Source organism: [Clostridium] celerecrescens 18A, from assembly GCF_002797975.1.
Taxonomy (GTDB): Bacteria; Bacillota; Clostridia; order Lachnospirales; family Lachnospiraceae; genus Lacrimispora; species Lacrimispora celerecrescens.
In genome coordinates this window covers 4,873,964-4,892,856 of record NZ_PGET01000001.1, presented here as the reverse complement: position 1 = coordinate 4,892,856, position 18,893 = coordinate 4,873,964, and the positions used below count along the sequence as shown (strand labels likewise).

18 protein-coding genes are annotated in these 18,893 nt (G+C 44.6%); 7 read left to right on the top strand and 11 right to left on the bottom strand.

What is annotated here, in order from left to right; genetic code table 11:
• Window positions 1-45: 45 nt before the first annotated feature.
• The 3 genes from H171_RS24670 to H171_RS22290 all read left to right on the top strand — a co-directional run bounded on the left by H171_RS24670 (window position 46) and on the right by H171_RS22290 (window position 1,266).
• Window positions 46-306 carry a hypothetical protein gene (locus tag H171_RS24670; protein ID WP_242977051.1) on the top strand — a complete coding sequence of 87 codons (261 nt, stop codon included), beginning with the start codon at window positions 46-48 and terminating at the stop codon, window positions 304-306.
• Between the two features lie 190 nt (window positions 307-496).
• Window positions 497-646, top strand: a complete 150-nt coding sequence (locus tag H171_RS22295; protein WP_242977049.1) for a cyclic lactone autoinducer peptide — start codon at window positions 497-499, stop codon at window positions 644-646.
• Between the two features lie 29 nt (window positions 647-675).
• Window positions 676-1,266 (top strand): accessory gene regulator ArgB-like protein, encoded by a 591-nt coding sequence (locus H171_RS22290; RefSeq protein ID WP_100307088.1) that lies wholly within the window; start codon window positions 676-678, stop codon window positions 1,264-1,266.
• 277 nt (window positions 1,267-1,543) lie between these two features.
• Here H171_RS22290 and H171_RS22285 read toward each other — a convergent pair whose 3' ends face one another.
• The 5 genes from H171_RS22285 to H171_RS22265 all read right to left on the bottom strand — a co-directional run bounded on the left by H171_RS22285 (window position 1,544) and on the right by H171_RS22265 (window position 7,314).
• Window positions 1,544-2,590 carry an ABC transporter permease gene (locus tag H171_RS22285; RefSeq protein WP_100307087.1) on the bottom strand — a complete coding sequence of 349 codons (1,047 nt, stop codon included), beginning with the start codon at window positions 2,588-2,590 and terminating at the stop codon, window positions 1,544-1,546.
• Between the two features lie 4 nt (window positions 2,591-2,594).
• Window positions 2,595-4,094, bottom strand: coding sequence for a sugar ABC transporter ATP-binding protein (locus H171_RS22280; RefSeq protein WP_100307086.1), 1,500 nt, complete (start codon window positions 4,092-4,094; stop codon window positions 2,595-2,597).
• 77 nt (window positions 4,095-4,171) lie between these two features.
• Complete coding sequence (locus H171_RS22275) at window positions 4,172-5,296, bottom strand: substrate-binding domain-containing protein (protein ID WP_100307085.1); 1,125 nt, start codon at window positions 5,294-5,296, stop codon at window positions 4,172-4,174.
• Window positions 5,297-5,354: 58 nt separating this feature from the next.
• Window positions 5,355-6,269 carry a sugar phosphate isomerase/epimerase family protein gene (locus H171_RS22270; RefSeq protein WP_100307084.1) on the bottom strand — a complete coding sequence of 305 codons (915 nt, stop codon included), beginning with the start codon at window positions 6,267-6,269 and terminating at the stop codon, window positions 5,355-5,357.
• A 1-nt stretch (window position 6,270) separates the two neighbouring features.
• Complete coding sequence (locus tag H171_RS22265) at window positions 6,271-7,314, bottom strand: Gfo/Idh/MocA family protein (protein ID WP_100307083.1); 1,044 nt, start codon at window positions 7,312-7,314, stop codon at window positions 6,271-6,273.
• Window positions 7,315-7,595: 281 nt separating this feature from the next.
• Between H171_RS22265 and H171_RS22260 the strand changes: the two genes are divergently transcribed.
• On the top strand, window positions 7,596-8,603 hold the full coding sequence (locus tag H171_RS22260; protein WP_100307082.1) for a LacI family DNA-binding transcriptional regulator: 1,008 nt from the start codon (window positions 7,596-7,598) through the stop codon (window positions 8,601-8,603).
• Window positions 8,604-8,666: 63 nt separating this feature from the next.
• On the opposite strand, the gene leuA is transcribed toward H171_RS22260, so the two are convergent.
• The 5 genes from leuA to srtB all read right to left on the bottom strand — a co-directional run bounded on the left by leuA (window position 8,667) and on the right by srtB (window position 15,418).
• A complete protein-coding gene (gene leuA / locus H171_RS22255; RefSeq protein ID WP_100307081.1) occupies window positions 8,667-10,334 on the bottom strand; it encodes a 2-isopropylmalate synthase in 1,668 nt (555 codons plus the stop codon).
• 295 nt (window positions 10,335-10,629) lie between these two features.
• On the bottom strand, window positions 10,630-11,787 hold the full coding sequence (locus H171_RS22250) for a toxic anion resistance protein (protein ID WP_100307080.1): 1,158 nt from the start codon (window positions 11,785-11,787) through the stop codon (window positions 10,630-10,632).
• Window positions 11,780-13,072: a 5-bromo-4-chloroindolyl phosphate hydrolysis family protein gene (locus tag H171_RS22245; RefSeq protein ID WP_100307079.1), complete on the bottom strand. Its 1,293-nt coding sequence runs from the start codon at window positions 13,070-13,072 to the stop codon at window positions 11,780-11,782. Before H171_RS22245 ends, H171_RS22250 begins: the two co-directional genes overlap by 8 nt.
• A gap of 158 nt (window positions 13,073-13,230) precedes the next feature.
• Window positions 13,231-14,586, bottom strand: coding sequence for a phosphoglucosamine mutase (gene glmM / locus H171_RS22240; protein ID WP_100307078.1), 1,356 nt, complete (start codon window positions 14,584-14,586; stop codon window positions 13,231-13,233).
• A gap of 64 nt (window positions 14,587-14,650) precedes the next feature.
• Entirely contained in the window at window positions 14,651-15,418 is a 768-nt protein-coding gene (gene srtB, locus H171_RS22235; protein WP_100307077.1) for a class B sortase, read from the bottom strand.
• A gap of 146 nt (window positions 15,419-15,564) precedes the next feature.
• Here srtB and H171_RS22230 point away from each other — a divergent pair, with 146 nt between their 5' ends.
• Both H171_RS22230 and H171_RS22225 read left to right on the top strand, forming a co-directional pair.
• Window positions 15,565-16,764, top strand: a complete 1,200-nt coding sequence (locus H171_RS22230; RefSeq protein WP_100307076.1) for a BTAD domain-containing putative transcriptional regulator — start codon at window positions 15,565-15,567, stop codon at window positions 16,762-16,764.
• A gap of 52 nt (window positions 16,765-16,816) precedes the next feature.
• Window positions 16,817-17,290, top strand: coding sequence for a methylglyoxal synthase (locus H171_RS22225; RefSeq protein ID WP_100307075.1), 474 nt, complete (start codon window positions 16,817-16,819; stop codon window positions 17,288-17,290).
• A gap of 77 nt (window positions 17,291-17,367) precedes the next feature.
• Here H171_RS22225 and H171_RS22220 read toward each other — a convergent pair whose 3' ends face one another.
• On the bottom strand, window positions 17,368-17,898 hold the full coding sequence (locus tag H171_RS22220; protein ID WP_100307074.1) for an HD domain-containing protein: 531 nt from the start codon (window positions 17,896-17,898) through the stop codon (window positions 17,368-17,370).
• A gap of 276 nt (window positions 17,899-18,174) precedes the next feature.
• On the opposite strand from H171_RS22220, the gene H171_RS22215 reads away from it, so the two are divergent.
• On the top strand, window positions 18,175-18,747 hold the full coding sequence (locus tag H171_RS22215) for a DUF4489 domain-containing protein (protein ID WP_100307073.1): 573 nt from the start codon (window positions 18,175-18,177) through the stop codon (window positions 18,745-18,747).
• The last annotated feature ends 146 nt before the right edge of the window (window positions 18,748-18,893 follow it).

Sequence of the window (18,893 nt, the reverse complement as noted above, 5' to 3'; positions counted from 1 at the left end):
GCCCCTTACGTATGTAACGGATGCAGTGAAAGGAGGAAGTGTACATTGACTAAGACAATCTACGACGCATTGGAAGCCCATCGTCAGGCATCTGAAAAGATTGCAGAATCAAGAAGTGGGATTCTTTCTACTGAAGGAGAAATTGCCAGACTGAATGAGATTCTGGTTCCGCTAATCAAACAAGGCCAGTCCATACATCAGACCGGTTTTTGTGCGCTAAAATCATCCTGCTACCAGAGATCATACCATGGAAAACAAAGGAAAAACGGGAAAGTCATAACAATAGTAGAATTTCGGGATCAATAATTAAAGGTTGATTTCAAAATGTGAAACTCGATTACAAAACGGGAAGCTCGGATTACAATTGAGCTTTTTTCCAGTTAAAGTACCTACTTCGTGCAAAAAAATCGTCTTTCGTGCTACAAACATTGAAAGCAAATTGCAATTAGCTATAATTAAAGTATGATTTTAAATTACACCAGAAAGGAAGATTAAAATGATGAAAAATTTCAAAGAAACAGCTTTAACTTTACTTTCAAAGGCGGCATTATCCACATCTAAGAAGGAGGCAAACTCAGCCTGTATCTGCATTGGGTATCAACCTAAGATGCCTGATAGCGTTACAAATTTCAAAAAGAATAAATAGTTTAATCTCATGCTCAATGAATCGATGAAATGATGAAAAAAATAATTGGTTACATATCAAATAGCATGGTCAACGATGGCATTATTTTAGAATCAGAGCAGGATATCTATGATTTTGGTATAGAATGCTTGCTTTTAAAATTAGTACACTATATTTCTTATATAACCATTGCAGTCATGATGCGGCAGGTCTTTGACTTATTTGTAATGGCATGTGCATTCTATCCATTACGGGTAAATGCAGGCGGCTATCATGCCAAAACGAGAATAGGCTGCTACTTTGTATCATGTCTGACGGTTTTTTCCGGCCTGATGATTTACAGGCAACACTTTAGTGATAAGGTGTATTTTATATGCTGGATAGCCGCTTCTATCATTATCTATCTCAATGCTCCGTTAGATAACGAGGGGAAAATCATGAGCCGGTCAGAAGTAGAATATTACAAAAAAAAGACCAGAGTGGTTATCATAGTTCTTGGTGTATTAATAGGGGGAATTTGGGAATTAAATAAAGATTATATCGGCAAAATGTTAATTTGTGGAATTGTAATTTCAGCGATTGCAATATTCACAGAAAAACAAAGAAGAAAATTGAGAGTTGAACATGATTCCCAAAAGTAATTTACTTTTGGGAACCCTTTTTTATATCCCCCAATTATAGGAAGAAAAAAGTTTTTTTATGTTTGCATATTTTTGATCAAGTTAAGCCTGTTATATTTTGATATATTATGATAAAATCACCGGGAATAGAAAATCCTTCTTTCAAAATCCCGGTTTTCTGCGGGAACGTCCGGTCTGAATCGCCGGATGGAAAAAGGGAATTTGTTGATGATACCAGCTTCCCCACTGGTACGATCAACAAATCCCCTCCCTTTGCTCTTATGATAGCCAATAATACTTATGAGACCCTCTCATTATGCCTTGTCAGCCTTTCCTTGATTCTCGGCCCTATGATCTGTACTACGATCACCAGAATCAGGATTATCCCCTTGATCGCATCATTGATGAGAGAATCCATCTTAAGAGCAACAATGATCTTGTCAATGATCGTATAGGACATGGCTCCAAATAAGATTCCCAGGCATTTTCCCTTTCCTCCGGACATGCTGATGCCGCCTAATACGACTGCCGCAATGGCATACATTTCATAGCTGCTTCCGGTCGTGGCTGGATCAGAGGAAGCATTCATAGCCACCCATAAAAAGGAGGCAAGCCCTGTCAGGATTCCCGCAAGAACAAATACGGAAACCTTCATGAGACTCACATTGATCCCCGCCATCTGTGCTCCCTTCGCATTGCTCCCCACTGCATATACCTTTTTTCCGTACTTGGTGCTAGTCGTTATGTAAACAAATAATGCCGTCATTAAAATCAGAATCAGTCCCACAATGGGAACGGTAAGAATCTTTCCATTTCCAAGACCGTAAAACGGCTGATAAGAGGACAACTCCTTGATCATCCGGTACACGCTGCTTCCGCCTCCTGCCAGAGCCTTATCGATATGTTGGCAGATATATTGGGCAAAGGAACGGTAGATCAGCATGGTCGCTAATGTAACAATAAAGGCCGGCATTTTTATGTATCCCACCAGCAGTCCGTTAATCAGGCCGCAGGCTGCACCGAATAATAGGGCAAACAATAATGTAACCAGAATATGATCCGTGATGTTAAACATGATGACCGACAGCCCGCTGTTTAATGCAAGCATGGATCCTACTGATAAATCGATTTCCCCGGTCATACATACCAGACCCATTCCCAGACCGATGATCCCAACCACTGCCGAATGGCGGAAAATATTCATGGTGCCGCTCCAGGTCAACCCGTTGCTGGTGAGGGCATATACCAAAAAGATCAGTACAAATACGATAATAAAACTGAATTCCCCGCACCATTTGGACAGTACCCCAAAGGAAATTCCGTTTTTCTTTTCTCCTGCCTTCATTTCTTTATCCTCCTATTTCCTGGTTTACAGCATTTGTAGAATACAGCATGACCGTAGTGTCATTGATTTCATCGTGCTCCAGAATTTTGATCATTCTTCCGTTGTAAAAAACAGCACAGAAATCAGCTACCTTCTGGATCTCCGGTATTTCCAGGGTATTGATGAGAATGGTCTTTCCCTTTTTTGCCATTTCCAGTATCAGCTTATAAATCTCAGCCTTGGCTCCTACGTCGATTCCCTGGGTTGGATTATCAAACAGCAGAATATCCGCATCCGTATTCAGCCATCGGGCAATAAATACCTTTTGCTGGTTTCCGCCGCTTAAGGATAGAATGGAATCAGAACTACTCCTGGCCTTGATATTTAGCAAGGTCTTAAACGCTTCAAACCGCTCTTCTTCCTTCTGTTTTTGGATGTGAGGCCTGCGTGCCGATAAGGTATGCTCCGCCAGATACATGTTTTCCAGCAGATTCATGTCCGGGATGACGGAATTTTCTTTCCGATTGGCAGCAAGCATGGCAATTTTTGACTTCATGGCTTTATGGATCGAATGGGATGGCACCTTTTCTCCCCTGACCTTCATTTCTCCAGATATAGCCTCTGTAACCCCGAACATGCACTGAATCAGCTCACTGCTTCCGGAGCCTTGAAGTCCGGTCAGTCCGATGATCTGGCCTTTTTTTACCTGCAGGGACACTTGTTCAAATCCAGGCCCTGAAAAATCACGAAGCTCCAAAACCACTTCACCGGGTTTTCTCTTTTCATAAACATCTCCGGCAGAATAATTCTCTCCTACCATCTGTCCTGTTACCTCTTCCGGAGTCGTATCCCCAATGGCGCCGTCTCCAACGAACTCACCATTACGGAATACAGTATACCGGTCAGCCAGTTCAAAAATCTCCGGCATTTTGTGGGAAATAAAAACAAAGGAGGTTCCTGTCTTTTTTATTTGATTGACAATGCTGAACAAATGTTTAACTTCTTCGTTATTTAGGGAAGTGGTAGGTTCATCCAGGATCAGCAGCTTTGCCTTAAAGAACAGCGCCTTAGCGATCTCCAGCATCTGCTTCTGGCTGGTCTTTAAATTTGCCACCAGTTCACATGGATTTATGTCTACCCCCAGTTCTTGGAATAACCTCTCCGTTTCTTCCATCATCTTTCGTTTGTTCAGTTTTCCAAGCCTGTTCTGGTACTCTTTCCCCAGAAAAATATTTTCATAGACCTTTAAATCATTAAACAGGTTTAATTCCTGATGGACAAAGGCAATTCCCAGTTCCTCCGATTGTCTGATGGTGATGGTATCGATCTCTTTTCCGTCAAATACAATGGTTCCGCTGTCTTTGGGAAATACTCCGGTCAGCACATTCATCAAAGTTGACTTCCCCGCTCCGTTTTCTCCAAGCAGGGCATGGACCTCCCCCAGTTCGACCGTTAAGCGGACCCTCTTTAATACCTGGACTCCGTTAAATGCCTTGCTGATCCCACTCATTTCCAATAAACTCATCTCTCAACCTCCGGTTTTATAAAAGGGACCGTTCCGAAAGTGACGAACGGCCCCTTTTGTCCCTCAGATCATTATTTCTAAAAGGATGGGTACTCAGTTACATTTTCTGATGTTACATTTTCGCAGGCGATCACATGATCCTGGGTTACCTGTTTTCCATCTAAGTAATCCACCATATCTTCAATCGCTGTCTGAATCATGGATGGGCTGTAGGTTACTGACATGATGCCTCCGCATTTTGATGCAATATCCACATAGGTTTTTCCCCGAAGTACTTCGTACAGTTCATCAAGACCGCCGCAGCCAGTAATGACAGGTTTGCCGGAAAGGAAGGTATCCTTAGTTGCCTCATCAATTCCGCCTCCGGAAAGAGCCTCTAAGATTCCCATGGCAAGCTCATCATCTTCTGCATAAAACCATTTGATCTTGGCATTATTGCTGTCTCCCATCAGGGATTCAAAGGATGTTTTTGTGTCTGAACGGCTCCAGTTCATTGCTCCGGAATATGTAATAGACTTTAAGTCATCCTGGCTCCATTTCTTATCTGCATTTATGACTTCTCCGCCAAATTCCAGTTCCCCTGTTAAGTATTTGGTAAAGCCCTCATTCCGCAGTGTGGTAACGGAAGAAGTGTCACCTTCATAAACGTAGATCGGCTCTCCCGGTGTAAGCCCCAGGGAAACAAAATAAGCAGCAGCACCTGCGCCAATGCCGGAATTATCACCTTTTACATTGGATACAGCCTTACCGGACACGCCGTCAATGATCCGGTCAAATGCCACATAGGGGATCCCTGCGTCGATCACGCCCTGAATGGCGGACTGCACCGTATCATCAATGGGCTGGATGACCATTGCAATATTCTTTTCTCCCTTGGAAACGATATCCTCGATGTTCCGGATCTGCTCTGCCGCATTGGCTGAGGTGATCAGTTCCGCAGTGTAGGTGCCGTTTTCATTTACTTCCTGGATCTTCTGTTTTGCGAAGGTAGCAACAGAACCGGTCCAGCCATGATCCTCTGGTACGGTCAGAACATAAATATGAGTACCTTCTTTCACGACCTCTGTTTCTTTCACAGTCTCTGCCGTTGTTGACTCCGTTTTTACTGCCGCTGTTGTGGTGTCTGCCGGTTTTACCTGGGAACATGCAGTTCCTGCTGCCGCCACCAATGCCGCCAAAATAATTGCTGCTGCTTTTTTCATATTACTGATCCTCCTTTTACATTTTCCTTCTCTATCAAAGCATTTTTGCTGCCTTAATCTAAATGATAAACTGGTCCATATACTTCTTAGACAGTTTCAGACTGTCCAGGGTCTTTTCCCTGGTGCCCTCAAACGCCCTGTCTTCTACTTCAATGCAGGTGAACCCGTCATAACCGATATCCGTTAACGCGCTGACATATTTTCCCCAGTTCACATCCCCAAGGCCGGGAAGCTTTGGCGACATATAATCCAGAGGATATGCCATGGTCCCCACCTTTTTCAACTCATCCTCATATAATTTAATGTCCTTATAATGGACATGAAAGATCTTATTACGGAACTGGTAAAGAGGCTTAATATAATCCATCATCTGCCAGACAAAATGGGAAGGGTCATAATTGATCCCAAGATTTTCATTGGGCAGGATTTCAAATATCTTTTCCCAGTTCGCCGGTGATGTCATTAAGTTCTGACCGCCGGGCCACTGCTCCCTGCCAAACAGCATGGGGCAGTTCTCAATGGCGATCCGCACATTTTTTTCCTCTGCATAGGCAAGAATGGGCGGCCATATTTCTTTCACCAGCTCTAAGTTTTCTTCCACGGTCTTTGTCTGGTCCCTGCCGATAAACGTGGTCACCAGACGAACGCCCAGGACGGCGCTGGCATCGATCACCCTCTTAAGATGGAAGATATTGGCCTGCCTTTTTTCCTCATCCTCTTCCATTACGTTGGGATAAAAAGCAAGGGCGGAAATATCCACATTCCTTTCTTTGCAGTAGTTTCTTATGTACTCCGCCTTATCCTCTGTTAAACCGGCCACGTCAATATGGCTGACTCCCGCATATCTGCGTTCTGCCTTTCCCTGAGGCCAACAAGCCACTTCCACACACTGAAAGCCCATTGCCGCCGCCGTATCGATCATTTCCTCAAAAGTCCATTCAGCCAGAATCGCACTGACAAATCCCAGTTTCATGCTACCTTTCCCCCTTTTTCCCAATGGCGATCCTTCGTTTCTCCCTGCCTGATTCCAGGCAGGCAAACACAGCTTCCATGGCGCTTAATACATCGGCCCCGCTGACCGGCACCTCTGTCCCCGCCTTAATGGCATCCACAAATGCATCGATAATTCCGGATTTTGTCTGATTGTCATTGGTCTGTATTTTATCAATGTCATATAAGATCCGTTCCCCATTTTTCAAAACCACAGAAATGGAGTGTTCCGGATCGTCATAAATCTTCATGATCCCCTTGGTCCCATAAAGAACTGTAGAATTATCTTCCCTGCCATAATAAGTCCAGCTGGCTGTCATGGTTCCTATAGCACCATCTTCCATCTCATAGATACAGATGGCATTGTCATCCACCCCGATCAGCTTTCCTGACTCATATCTCTTATCCAGAGTCAGCAGCTGGGCAGTCACAGCTGCGACTTTCTGGCCCAAAAGATATTGGATCAGATCCGTCTTATGAACTCCCAGATCAGCCATAGCTCCCATGGAAGCCCTGTCTTTATCAAAAAACCAGCTGTTTGCCCCATCGATGCTCCAGGATTCCGGCCCGCCATGCCCGAATGTGGTCTTAAATGTGAGGACCTTTCCGATCGTATCTGCTGATAGAAGCTCCTTTGCCCGTACATGAGCTTTGGCAAATCTCTGATTTTGTCCGATCATCAGCTGCCGGTTGTTCTCTGCCGCCGCGTGTACCATTGCTTTACATTCCTCAAGGCTTACAGCCATGGGCTTTTCACAAAGTACATGCTTTCCCGACCGAAGGGCCTTAATGGTAATTTCCGCATGTGTATGATTGGCCGTACAGATACTCACCGCATCGATTCCCCGGTCAGCCAGTAAGGCATCTGCAGAATCATATACCTTTCCGCCGTAAACTGCAGCCAGCTCCCTTGCCCGTTCCTCGTTGAAATCATAATAGCCTGCAATCTGGACTCCGGGATACGCCCCGTATTCAGGGATATGTCTTGTCTGTGCGACCCTTCCGCACCCAATGATTCCTACCTTCATAACATGTTCCTTCCTCTTCCGATTGGCTTTCATATTGCTTTTCATTTCTTTCATTTTTTCAAGGTGATTTTAACATTTTCTTACTTTATTTTCAAGTTTTTGGGCGATATTAATAGTTTTTCCATGTTATATCCAGATTCTATTGTGATAATATAATCAATCTGCACAATCGTCCTCTTGATTTTCTGAAAACTTTTCATAATTATGAAAACTTTATATTTACAATAAGTCTTTCTCATGATATAAACAAAAGAAAGAACTAAGCAAAGGAAGAACAGGGAATGAAACAGGAAAAAATTACAATAGAAGATATTGCAAGACAGGCGGGAGTTTCACCGGCCACCGTCTCCCGTGTGTTAAATCACAGGGAACAAGTCAAGGCAGATACCGCGAAACGGGTGGAAAGCGCTATGGCAGCTCTTGGATATGCCTTTGAATCCACTGCTCCGCCCTCCATTGAAGAGCAGCCGCTGATTGTTCTGAATATTCCGGGAATTGAAAATGTTTTCTATCAGGAGGTCATAAAAGGGGCTAGAGTTTCTGCAAAGGCCCATGGCTGTCATTTACTCATCAATGAATCACCATTGGACAGAGGGTCTATCCGCAATTTCTGCAATCTGCTCCACCGTGTCAACGCCGCCGGTTCCATCCTTTTGAACCGGGCATCGGAAGAACAGTTAAAACAGATACGCGCCATTACCCCTCTGGTGCAGTGCTGCGAATACAACGAAGACGCCTCAGGATACCCCTATGTCAGCATTGACGATTTTTCCGCTGCAGAGGCAGCCACCGGATATCTCTATCATTGCGGCTGCAATAAAATTGCCCTCATCAATGGGCCTTTAAGCTTTAAATATGCGGTAAAGCGGCAGGAGGGATATTTGAGTGCCTTAAAAAAGGCGGAAATCTCTGTCCCTCAAAACTGGATCATACAGCTTCCGGAGATCAACTACCAGATGGCTTACGCTGCCATCTGCCGTTTATTAAACAGTGAGCCAAGACCCAACGCCTTCTTTGTGGTCTCCGATATATTTGCGGCTGCCGTCATCCGGGCGGCAAAGCGCTTTAAACTCAATGTACCAAAGGACATCATGGTGGTGGGTTTTGATAACATCGAATTTTCCACTATGACCTGTCCTTCCATCACAACGGTCAACCAGCCCTGCCTGCAGCTTGGGTATACTGCCTGTGAAATGCTCCTGGAAATGATGGAAAATCCCTCCAGCTCCCCAAAATCACTGATCCTGGATGCAGAACTGGTGATCAGGGAATCAACTGCAAAAATCTGATTTAAGTTTTCCGCCAAAACATAAAAATAAGGCCAGCCTTTTCTCAAAGGCTGGCCCATATATTTATGAATAGAATAACCGGTTGACTGCGCTGAAGATACCGCGGATAGACGCTCTTGTAATGTTGGAGCTGATGCCCACACCGTAGGTGGCTTTTCCTGTCTTCACATCTAAGAGATGAATATAGGAGGCCGCCTGCGCTCCGGAACCGGAAGCAAGGGCATGCTCGTAGTAGTCAAGAACCCGGATCTCAATGCCAAGTTCTTTCTCAAGCCCCTTCTGTACCGCATCAATAGGTCCGTTACCAACACCCTCGAAGATTTTCTCAACACCATGATCGGTATAGCGGACTTTCGCAGCTGTTGAGAACGGTGTATCATCTTCTGCTTCCGTAATCTGTGCTTTGCGGAAATGGATCGGTTCTTTCTTCTCTGTGTAATTGCTCTTAAACTCATCCATAATCTGCTCAGGAGCAACCTCACCCTGCTTTTCAGAAATCGCCTGAATCACATCTGCAAACTCCTTATGCATACCCTTTGGAAGCTTGAAGCCGTAGAAGGTATCCATGACAAAGGCTACGCCGCCCTTGCCGGACTGGCTGTTGATCCGCACGATAGGCTCATACTGCCTGCCGATATCTGATGGGTCAATGGGCAGGTAAGGAACCTCCCAGTAAGTATTCTTTCTATCCCGCATGGCCTGCATGCCTTTGTTGATGGCATCCTGGTGGGAGCCGGAAAAGGCGGTAAAAACAAGCTTTCCTGCATATGGATGTCTTGGCTCCACTTCCATCTTGGTGCATCGTTCATATATGTCAACGATCTCACGAATATTCTCAATGTGAAGCTCCGGATTGATCCCGTGAGAGAACATGTTGTATGCGACTGTTAAAATATCTACATTCCCGGTCCGTTCGCCGTTTCCTAAAAGCGTACCTTCCACCCGGTCGGCTCCTGCCAGCAGAGCAAGCTCCGTGGCTGCGATCCCGGTTCCCCGGTCATTGTGGGGGTGAACGCTTAAAATAATGCTGTCACGGTCCTTGAAATGAGTATTCATCCATTCGATCTGATCCGCATAAACGTTAGGAGTATTCATCTCCACAGTAGAAGGAAGGTTGAAGATAATTTTCTTATCCGGAGTTGCGCCCCAGGTTTCCTGGACTGCCGTACAAATATCCAAAGCAAAATCCAGCTCTGTTCCTGTAAAGCTTTCAGGAGAATATTCAAGAACCACTTCTCCATCAAAGTCCTGCATATACTGCTTCACCCATTCCGTTCCCTTTACGGCGATCTCCCTGATTTCTTCCCGGCCCTTGCCGAAAACCACATCCCGCTGAAGAGTTGAAGTGGAATTGTAGATATGCACAACTGCCTTCTTAACTCCCTGAAGGGCTTCAAAGGTCCTCTTGATCAAATGCTCTCTGCACTGAACCAGAACCTGAATGACCACATCATCAGGAATCAGTTTACGTTCCACAAGCTGCCTTAAGAAATCATATTCAATCTGGGAAGCTGCCGGAAAACCGACCTCAATCTCTTTAAAACCCAACCGGATCAGGAGATCAAACATCTCGATCTTCTCTTCCACAACCATGGGCTCCGTAAGGGCCTGGTTTCCATCCCTTAAATCAACGCTGCACCAGATCGGCGCCTTCTTAATCTCATTGCACGGCCATTGTCTTTCCGGATAGGTGACTACCGGTACTCTTTTATATCTTTGATAATTCAACATGTTTTATCTCCTCCATAATTATGTAATCGTCTGCTTTGTCCGGCGAATTGCCGAATCTGTTCTTGAAACAGAAAAAACTTAACACAGGCTTTGGAGTCGATAAATCACGCTGTATCTTTTGACAATGAACAACGTGGTTTTTACAGGTCTAACCCCATCTATCATCATTCCTTTGCATTAAAATCACATACCGTGCTCTGACAGTGTGTCACGGTGAAGTGTTATGTTATTATAGCACGACTAAAAAAGACTTACAACAGAAAAATTAATTTTCTATTGTAAGTCTTTTTGCTTGTTATTTACTAAGCTGTAAAAGCTTGGACTTAAGCTCCCCTTCCATCCGGCTTAACTCCACTTCTGCTTCCCGGCGTTTTGTCCTGCCATCCGCCTGGATCCGGACGACTTCATCCAAAGTTGTTATCAGGGATTCATTGGTCTTCTTAAGTGTCTCCATGTCCACGATTCCCCGTTCTGATTCCTTTGCTGTCTGAATGGTTGCGGTTTTTAATACCTCTGCATTCTTCTTTAAAAGATCATTGGTCATATCCGTCACTTCCCGCTGGGCCTTTGCCGCCTGCTCGGAATGGCTGATTCCGATGGCAAGTACCATCTGGCTCTTCCAGAGAGGAATGGTGTTCACCAGTGTGGACTGTATCTTTTCCGTCATTAAGGTGTCATTGTTCTGGACAAGACGGATCTGAGGCGCCATCTGAATGGATATCATGCGGGTAAGCTCCAGGTCATGAAGCTTCTTCTCAAAACGGTTCAGCATGGAAGACAAGTCATTGGCTGCCTGGGCATCTTCCGGAAGTCCGCTTTTTGCCGCCCTCTCCAAAAGTGCCGGCAGCTCTTCCTGCTGCACTCTGGCAAGCTTCCTTTTTCCAGCCATAATATACATGGTAAGTTCTTTAAAATACGTGGTATTTAAATCATACATTTTATCCAGAAGGGCGATATCCTTTAACAACTGGATCTGATGGTTCTGAAGGACCTTACAAATCTGGTTTACATTGGTTTCTGCCTTGGCATACTTTGCCTTAATGCCTTCCACCCGGTTTACGCTTTTTTTGAAAAAGCCGAAAAGACCTTTTTCTTCTTCCTCCACTTCGATGCTCTTAAGCTCAACAACCACCTCTGACAGGATCTGACCCACTTCCCCCAGATCCTTGGATTTTACATTATCAAGAGCTGCTTCTGAAAAATCAGCAATCTTTTTCTGGGCACCGGCTCCATACTGAAGAATCAGATTGGAATCCCTTAAATCGATCTTTTCCGCAAAGTCAGCCACCCGTCTTTCTTCTTCCGGCGTTAAGTCAGCTGCCGGCACTTCCTCGACCGCTTTAAGAACGCTTTCTGTCTGCACCAGCTGGGTTTCTTCCATTCCGCCGGCCCCAAGAGGTGACAGGGTCAGTTCCGGCGCTTCCTTTAACATCTCTTCAATATCCTTACTCATTCTTCATACCTCCTGTAAAATCGCTTTCCGCCCAGCCATCCTTTTTTAACATCGTCTGGATCACCGATGCATCTGTAGAAACATCTAAGGCAGCATCCTGATAAAGATCATCAAGCAGCCGCTCAAAGGCCTGGTTTATCGTGTCAAGAGTTCTCTCTATCTCCGCCTTTGCGGAAGAAATATTGGCCCCCTGGGTACCTACACTGTCAAAATCCCTGTACGCATTTACCAGTTTTACCGTTGTGGGAAGGTAATATTCCATAAAACGCTCCATCTCCCCGATTCGCCCAGGATGTTTGGAAACCGATTCAAAAATCCTGCGGATCACATGCTCAAGGCTTGAAATCTTCTGGGAAATCACTTCCCCAGGTATGGCATCATTGGCCTCCCGTAATATCCTTAAATAGTTCTGGCCGTCGGCCATCATCTGCTTTATTTCCTCTGAAGGAGTTTCTTCCTTTGCTTTTTCCCTGGCTACTTCCAGCTCCCTTTCCTTAAGGGCCTTCTGACATTCCAGATACTGTCTGTAGGTGTTCTCGCTTAAGATCAGGCAGGTCTTTTGTTCATCCAGATAAGCCTGCCTGAAAATTCCAAGCTTGATCATCTTTTGGACGTCCTTCAATACAAATTCACGGGATCTTCCAATGTTTCCAGCCAGTTCCTCAATGCTGCAGTACATCCGCTTTCCCGACTGTTTTGCATAAATTCTGGCCCTCTTTAACCGGTCCCTAATGCCGATTCCTGTACGAAGCATAAAGCCGGATACGCCGCCTAACAGAAGCAAGATTAAGGTTGCACCTGCCACAGCCCAGATGACCGGCTTCACCACCAGAGCCACAATCCAGACGACTAAAAGAAGAATCAGGATTATACCAATGCCAATGCTCCCAAACACTGTATACAAAATACCTGATACACGGCCCGTCTGGTTTAACTGTGCCAGTTCTCCCTGGCCGTCACCGGTTCTTTTTAAAACATCCCGGCTGGTCTGAAACGCCCGGTACCCAGGTCCGTCTTCACGGCTCTCTCTTTGTACCGATGCTCCGCTCCACTCCGTCTTGCGGTATGTCTCTGTTCTTTCACTTCTTTGGCTGCCAAAGCTTCCCGGCGGTATGTTTTTTCCAAACTCCGCTCCCTTAATCAGCTGGCTCCTGGCTTCCTCCAGGGCAGAATTAACCGTATCGGATATGGTTCTGTTCAGCTGGTTAAAATCCATGGAATCAATCGCATTCTGCACCGAATCCCTGATCTGGTCTCCTAAATTTGAAAATTCTCTATTATCCATATTTCCTGGTCTCCCAAAAACAATTTGTTGCATCAGACCTTAATCATATCATGAATTGTCCTGATTTACAATTACGCATACCTGCAAAAAAATAGAAAGCTTCCAAAACCGGAAGCTTCTCCGGACTTTGGATCACTTTCTATTCTTTTAACAAGCTTCTAGGAAAGCAGATGGCCTTTTTCTTTCATAACCTTTATGACCTGATCCACATATTTCTCACAGGTTTCCAGATCTGCAGCCTCTACCATGACCCGTACCACAGGCTCTGTGCCGGACTGGCGAAGAAGGATCCTTCCGCTGTTTCCAAGGCTTTCCGCCACCTTTTCCACTTCAGCCTTGACCGCCTCGTCATCCTGAGCCGCCGTCTTATCGTGGACGCGGACATTTTTAAGTACCTGGGGATAGATCTCAAGCTCGGAAACCAGTTTCCCAAGGCTCTCCTTCTTTTCCAAAATGACTTCCATTACCTTTAAGGAAGTTAAGATACCGTCTCCCGTGGTAGCGTGCTTACTGAAAATTATATGGCCGGACTGCTCCCCGCCCAGGCAATTTCCGTTTGCTGACATATTTTCATAAACATACTTATCACCTACTGCCGTTTTCTCAAACTCAATGCCTTCCCGTTCAAAGGCCTTGTATAGACCGAAGTTGGACATGATAGTGGTCACCACCTTGTTATTCTTAAGGGTTCCCTGTTCCTTCATATACTTTCCGCAAATATACAAAATGGCATCTCCGTCCACCACTTCACCGTTCTCATCCACGGCAATACACCGGTCCGCATCTCCATCATAGGCAAATCCAACGTCTGCTCCCACTTCTTTAACAAACTTCATAAGCTGCCCGATGTGAGTGGAACCGCATCCTGTATTGATGTTTAAGCCGTTGGGTTCATTGCTGATCACATGGGTTTCAGCCCCTAAGGCATCAAATACATTCTTGGCAATGGCGGAGGCGCTGCCGTTTGCACAGTCCAGAGCCACCTTTTTATTCTTAAAGGATCTGGTAGCTGTGGAAATCAAATAACCGATATAACGGTTTCTTCCTGCGGCAAAGTCTACGGTACGGCCGATTTTATCACGTTTTGCCATAGGCAGTTCTCCGATTTCTCCATCCAGATACTTTTCAATTTCCAGGGTCACACTCTCTTCCAGCTTCTCACCCTTTTCGTTAATTACCTTGATTCCGTTGTCGTAGTAGGGATTATGGCTGGCGGAAATCATGATTCCGCAGGAAAATCCTTCGGTGCGTACTACATAAGATACGCTTGGAGTCGTGGTAACATGAAGAAGATATGCATCAGCTCCGGATGCGGTAAGGCCCGCTACCAGTGAGTATTCAAACATATAGCTGCTGCGTCTTGTATCTTTTCCAATAACAATCCTGCATACTTCATCCGGATTTTTCTGTCCATAGTACCAGCCTAAAAATCGGCCCACCTTATAGGCATCCTCCACGGTTAGAGTTACATTGGCTTCCCCGCGGAAGCCATCTGTTCCAAAATATTTTCCCATATAATAATATCTTCCTTTCATCAGTCTGCAAATCATACAGAACAATATGTATGCTTATAACCCTCTAATCCTCGCCCTTTGGTACCTCACTGGCGTATAGAATGGTTCTTGCATCATTAAACTCATAGCTGCAGGTTACAAAAGACCAAAGCTGATTCACCGGTTCTTCCGGCTTCTGAAGAAACAGGCCGTCCTTTGTCATCTCCTCCACATATGCCTGAAAGCTTTCGTCTGTTTCAAACACGGTTTTCCTGCGGATGGGGGCGGCATCCGTATAAAGTGCGGTGATGGGCTTCAAATGGCATTCCCTCTCCGGCGTATAAATATAAATATCCTGATGTTTCTTAAAAAAAGCCTCATCCTTATACTTTATGATGTCCTTAAACATCGATCCGTTCTTCATGTGATGCCCGTATATTATGTTATGCCGGCCGGAAAAGTCAGGTTCGCTTTCAAAATCAAGGTAAATGGCCCCGGCCACGCTCTTTTTGCTCTCAAAATCTGTATCCAGATAAGTTTCATTGTTATCCGTCTGCACAATAGGGTAGTCGATGACCGTGCCTTCAATCCTGATCCAGCCCACGATATCCGGATTGATTTTACTTAGTTTCTCAAAATCAATGGGGGAAATATAGGCAGCGCTTGTTTCTGCTTCCGGGATACTGGTCTTAGTTTCCCCGGCCGTTGTCTCCCTTGCAAGCTCCGCAAGACTTTCATACTGCTGCTCGGCATGATCTCTCGTTTTAAAATCAGAATAGAGCTTTCCTACACCCACAGCCAAAAAAATAACAGCTATGATAAGGACGCCAAAGGCCAATTTTTTACTTTTCATGCTCATTCCTGCTTTCTCAAATGATTTTAATCCTTCCTAAGTATACCGTATTTTAACAAAAATCACAATCTTTTATAAGCAATGCTAGACTTTTCCACTTTTTTTCTATATACTAAAAAAAGAAAATGTTAATATGGAGACATTATATGAAAAATCAAGAATCTATCGTTCATGTAAATATGCTGGGAGGATTCTCCATATCCATGGGGGACAGGACGATCGTAGACCAGAATAATCAAGCAAAAAAACCCTGGAGCCTTTTAGAATATCTTATTACGTTTCGAGGTCGGGATATTCCGGTAGAGGAACTTATTGACCTGTTCTGGAAAGATGAAGCCAGCAATAACCCGGCAGGAGCCTTAAAGACCTTAATGTTCCGTGTACGTAAACTTTTAGAGCCTCTGGGATATCCCACACAGGAGCTGGTTTTCCAGAACCGTAAAGCCTACGGCTGGACGAAGGACCTTATAACGGTCTGCGATACCGACCAGTTTGAGGACTTGTGCGCCCAATTAGAGGCCCACGGTCTTTCCGAGGATGACCGTTTAGCCCTTTGTCTGGAGGCCTTTGCCCTGTACAAGGGAAACTTTCTTCCAAAATCAGAGTGGGAATCCTGGGTGGTACCAATCCACACTTATTATCACACCCTTTATCAAAAACTGATCCAAAAAACTTTATTCCTTCTGGAGAAAAGAAAGGATTATCCAACCATTATCGATGTATGCCAGCAGGCTATTGCCATCGATTCCTATAGTGAAGAGGCTCATTACTACCTGGTCTATGCACTGTACCAAAGCGGCAACCAGCTTATGGCTATGGAGCATTACCATCATGTGACTGACATGTTCTATAACGAATTTGCCATCACTCCGTCCATTCGATTTAAGGACCTATACAAGCTTATCAGTGATAAGAAGCATGGAATTACCATGGATCTTAGCACCATACAGGAGATTCTTTCAGAGGGCGGCACGAACAGCGGGGCCTTTAGTTGTGAACCCTCTGTATTCCGGGACATCTATCAGCTGGAAACAAGGGCGATCCAGCGCACCGGCGACTCCATCTTCTTATGCCTTCTGACCATCAGCAATCTAAAGGGAGAGCTTTTAAAACCTGCGGTCCAGACAAGGGCTATGGATGAGCTTGGAGATTCTATCCGCAAATCCCTGCGCAGGGGAGATATCTTTTGCCGCTACAGCGTAAGCCAATACCTCTTGCTTCTGCCAACGGCAACCTATGAAAACGGCGAGCTGGTGTTAAAGCGCATTATTCAGAACTTTAAAAAAGAATATTCTAGAAAAGATCTTTCCATTACTTATTCATTGCAGAGTATCATTCCAAACTAAGCCTTAAGGCTAAGGATACATACAGGAAGCAGCTGCTTACAGGAGGAACCGGATGTTATCAAATGACTTTATTACATTCACATTGGAAAAGAAAAAAAGCATCGCACTGATCGCTCATGACAACGAAAAGCACGCACTGATCGAATGGTGCAAGGAGCATAAGTCGGCTCTGGAAAAGCATACTCTCTGCGGAACCGGAACAACGGCGCGGATGATCACGGATCAGACAGGTCTTCCCGTAAAGGGCTATAACAGCGGCCCCCTGGGTGGTGACCAGCAGATTGGTGCAAAGATTGTGGAAGGAAGAATCGACCTGGTCATTTTCTTTTCCGACCCTCTCACCGCACAGCCCCACGACCCCGATGTGAAAGCACTTTTACGAATTGCCCAGGTTTACGACATTCCCATTGCCAATACCAGGGCAACTGCAGATTTCATCATCACCTCGCCGCTCATGGAAGAGACCTATGAACATCAGGTCATCAACTTTGACAAAAACATTGCGGACCGGGCAAAAACCCTTTAAGGGTCCTGACATAAGAATCAAGAGAAGGCAGAGCTTTTTTAAATTAAGCCCTGCCTTTTTTCCGTATTGTCCATATTCTATTCAAAAACTCTTTCACACAATTTTATATATTCCTGATAAGCAGGAAACTCCTCAAGATCTGTAAGGCGTTTTGCGACCCCTTTATAATACCAGGCGTGTTCTGACTTGTTTTTTTCGTTAAAGCGCTGCCAAAGTTCATCTCCCACTAAAAAATAGTCTCTTGCGGTGGTTCTTAAATTGCTCAGCTTGTCCGCCAGAACAAGGATCTTGCTTTCTCTGGAAGCCTTTTCTAAATGATCAAGTGTCGCGCATTTGCGTTCCTTCCAACACTTTGTTTTGTCTTCTGTTTCTTCCATAACCAGTTCAGCCACCCGAAGTCCGAACTTTTCCTTAAGCTCTTCCTCCGTAACACCCGTATCCTCCACCACATCATGTAAAAGTGCGGCGCAGATCAGCTCTTCATCCGTTACCATCAGTGCAACGATGACCGCCGTCTCTAAGGGATGGACGATATAGGGAATCTTCGTCCCTTTCCGAAAGGTCCCCTCGTGGGACTTGGTTGCAAATGCAACAGCCTTCTCGACCATACTGAGTCTCCTTTTGATCTTTCTTAGGCATATTTTTCTTACTGAAAGCAAAATAGCCGTTCGGTTAGCGAAAGGTAAACCGAACTTCCTTAATATATTAGCACAAATAATTCCAATTTAACAGAGCATATTTTACTTGCCCACCCTTTTCTGATATCTGTATATTCATCATCAGCCTCAGGGCTAAAATCACTAAGATTCGGCTTTGGAATATAATAGACTATAAAGATTTAGATAAATTCTTTAAAATGTAAAATAGGATAAGGAGGACTATTTATGAATGCCAATGAATATAGTGATGAATTTGAAAATAGAGTAACATGTTGTGATTGTGATCAAAAATGCAGCGAGCGAAAATGCGTTTGTAAATCTGAAAGAATCCAAAAAGCTTTAAAACCTATTAAAGCATCCTTAAAATGCGGTACATCAACGGGAACTATAACAATTCCTGCCGAGACCCCTGCCGGAGTAACATTTACATTAGCTACTGTAAATGTGGATACAAAATGCATGAACCACCCATGTATTCAATTAGAATTTGCAAGTAACATCATCGCTACCGCTGCAACTCTAATTCTTAATTTCCAGATTTTTAAACAATGCGGCAATCTAATGGCACCTATTCCAGTAGGGCCAATTTGGACATTTTCACCGCCTGTAGAATTAACAGAAGGTGGTGGCTTTACAAATACCTTCTCGTTCTTTGTATGTGATTGTGATACAACCTGTGATGAATGCTGTAATTATCGTGTAGTAGTTACTCCAGTTGGCGTAGCTACAATAGGTATAACAACTATTATCAATTCTTCTCTTGCTGCAATCATTGTTGAGCGGGCATGTGAATACTAAGAAAATTCCCATAAAAAATAATAAAAATGGCGAGTGAGTCCGTACTATTTGGATACTCGCCATTTACTTATATTCGCCCATCTGATTTAGCCAGATCACCTTTTACTGCCTCACAATCCAGGCTGTGTATAACGAAAGACTTCAGC

Excerpts from the sequence above, each read along its gene's own strand:
- H171_RS22215 (WP_100307073.1), top strand. The coding sequence starts at position 18,175 with ATGAATGCCAATGAATATAGTGATGAATTTGAAAATAGAGTAACATGT.
- H171_RS22270 (WP_100307084.1), bottom strand. The coding sequence starts at position 6,269 with ATGAAACTGGGATTTGTCAGTGCGATTCTGGCTGAATGGACTTTTGAG.
- H171_RS22220 (WP_100307074.1), bottom strand. The coding sequence starts at position 17,898 with ATGGTCGAGAAGGCTGTTGCATTTGCAACCAAGTCCCACGAGGGGACC.
- H171_RS22225 (WP_100307075.1), top strand. The coding sequence starts at position 16,817 with ATGTTATCAAATGACTTTATTACATTCACATTGGAAAAGAAAAAAAGC.
- glmM (WP_100307078.1), bottom strand. The coding sequence starts at position 14,586 with ATGGGAAAATATTTTGGAACAGATGGCTTCCGCGGGGAAGCCAATGTA.
- H171_RS22285 (WP_100307087.1), bottom strand. The coding sequence starts at position 2,590 with ATGAAGGCAGGAGAAAAGAAAAACGGAATTTCCTTTGGGGTACTGTCC.
- H171_RS22265 (WP_100307083.1), bottom strand. The coding sequence starts at position 7,314 with ATGAAGGTAGGAATCATTGGGTGCGGAAGGGTCGCACAGACAAGACAT.
- H171_RS22250 (WP_100307080.1), bottom strand. The coding sequence starts at position 11,787 with ATGAGTAAGGATATTGAAGAGATGTTAAAGGAAGCGCCGGAACTGACC.
- H171_RS22280 (WP_100307086.1), bottom strand. The coding sequence starts at position 4,094 with ATGAGTTTATTGGAAATGAGTGGGATCAGCAAGGCATTTAACGGAGTC.
- H171_RS22275 (WP_100307085.1), bottom strand. The coding sequence starts at position 5,296 with ATGAAAAAAGCAGCAGCAATTATTTTGGCGGCATTGGTGGCGGCAGCA.
- H171_RS22245 (WP_100307079.1), bottom strand. The coding sequence starts at position 13,072 with ATGGATAATAGAGAATTTTCAAATTTAGGAGACCAGATCAGGGATTCG.
- leuA (WP_100307081.1), bottom strand. The coding sequence starts at position 10,334 with ATGTTGAATTATCAAAGATATAAAAGAGTACCGGTAGTCACCTATCCG.
- H171_RS22295 (WP_242977049.1), top strand. The coding sequence starts at position 497 with ATGATGAAAAATTTCAAAGAAACAGCTTTAACTTTACTTTCAAAGGCG.
- srtB (WP_100307077.1), bottom strand. The coding sequence starts at position 15,418 with ATGAAAAGTAAAAAATTGGCCTTTGGCGTCCTTATCATAGCTGTTATT.
- H171_RS22260 (WP_100307082.1), top strand. The coding sequence starts at position 7,596 with ATGAAACAGGAAAAAATTACAATAGAAGATATTGCAAGACAGGCGGGA.
- H171_RS22230 (WP_100307076.1), top strand. The coding sequence starts at position 15,565 with ATGAAAAATCAAGAATCTATCGTTCATGTAAATATGCTGGGAGGATTC.
- H171_RS22290 (WP_100307088.1), top strand. The coding sequence starts at position 676 with ATGATGAAAAAAATAATTGGTTACATATCAAATAGCATGGTCAACGAT.